The 875-nt window shown below is 68.5% G+C and carries 1 protein-coding gene; it reads right to left on the bottom strand.

Going from position 1 to position 875, the window contains the following annotated elements; genetic code table 11:
- Positions 1-875: ATP-binding protein (locus LDO29_RS28075; RefSeq protein ID WP_224082985.1), on the bottom strand; the 875-nt coding region annotated here is incomplete at both ends.

Here is an 875-nt window from a genome sequence, read left to right as displayed (position 1 = left end):
AGGTCTTGCCCCGTGATCATCTCGGTGACCGGATGCTCGACCTGCAGGCGCGTGTTCATCTCCATGAAATAGAACGAGCCGTCCTGGTTGGCGATGAACTCGACCGTGCCGGCGCCGACATAGCCGACGGCCTTCGCTGCCGCCACGGCAGCCTCGCCCATCGCGCAGCGGCGTTCCTCGGTCATGCCCGGCGCGGGCGCTTCTTCCAGCACCTTCTGGTGGCGGCGCTGCACCGAGCAGTCGCGCTCGAACAGGTAGACGCAGTTGCCGTGGGTATCGGCAAAGACCTGGATCTCGATATGGCGCGGGCGGGTCAGGTATTTTTCGACGAGCACCTTGTCGTCGCCGAAACTGGCCGAGGCCTCGCGCTTGACCGAGGCAAGCGCCGCTTCGAACGCATCGCCCGACTCCACCACGCGCATGCCCTTGCCGCCGCCGCCGGCGCTGGCCTTGAGCAGCACCGGATAGCCGATGCGGTCGGCCTCGCTACGCAGCAAGCCCGGATTCTGATCCTCGCCGTGGTAGCCGGGCACCAGCGGCACCGAGGCCTTTTCCATCAGTTGCTTGGCCGCGCTCTTGCTGCCCATCGCGTGGATGGCCGAGGCCGGCGGGCCGATGAAAACGAGCCCCGCCGCGGCGCAGGCCTCGGCAAAGGCCTCGTTCTCGGAGAGGAAGCCGTAGCCGGGGTGGATCGCCTGGGCACCGGTTTCCTTCGCCATCTCGATGAGATGGTCGGCGCGCAGGTAGCTGTCGCGCGCGGCGGCGCCGCCGATATGCACGGCTTCGTCGCAGAAGGCGACGTGGCGGGCATCGGCGTCGGCGTCCGAGTACACCGCGACGGTGCGGATGCCCAGCCGGCGGCAGGTGGCGGCGAC

The organism is Cupriavidus laharis (genome assembly GCF_914271435.1).
In the GTDB taxonomy this organism is placed as follows: domain Bacteria; phylum Pseudomonadota; class Gammaproteobacteria; order Burkholderiales; family Burkholderiaceae; genus Cupriavidus; species Cupriavidus laharis.
Note: the sequence above shows the minus strand (reverse complement) of the source record. Positions and strands in the feature narration are given on the sequence as shown.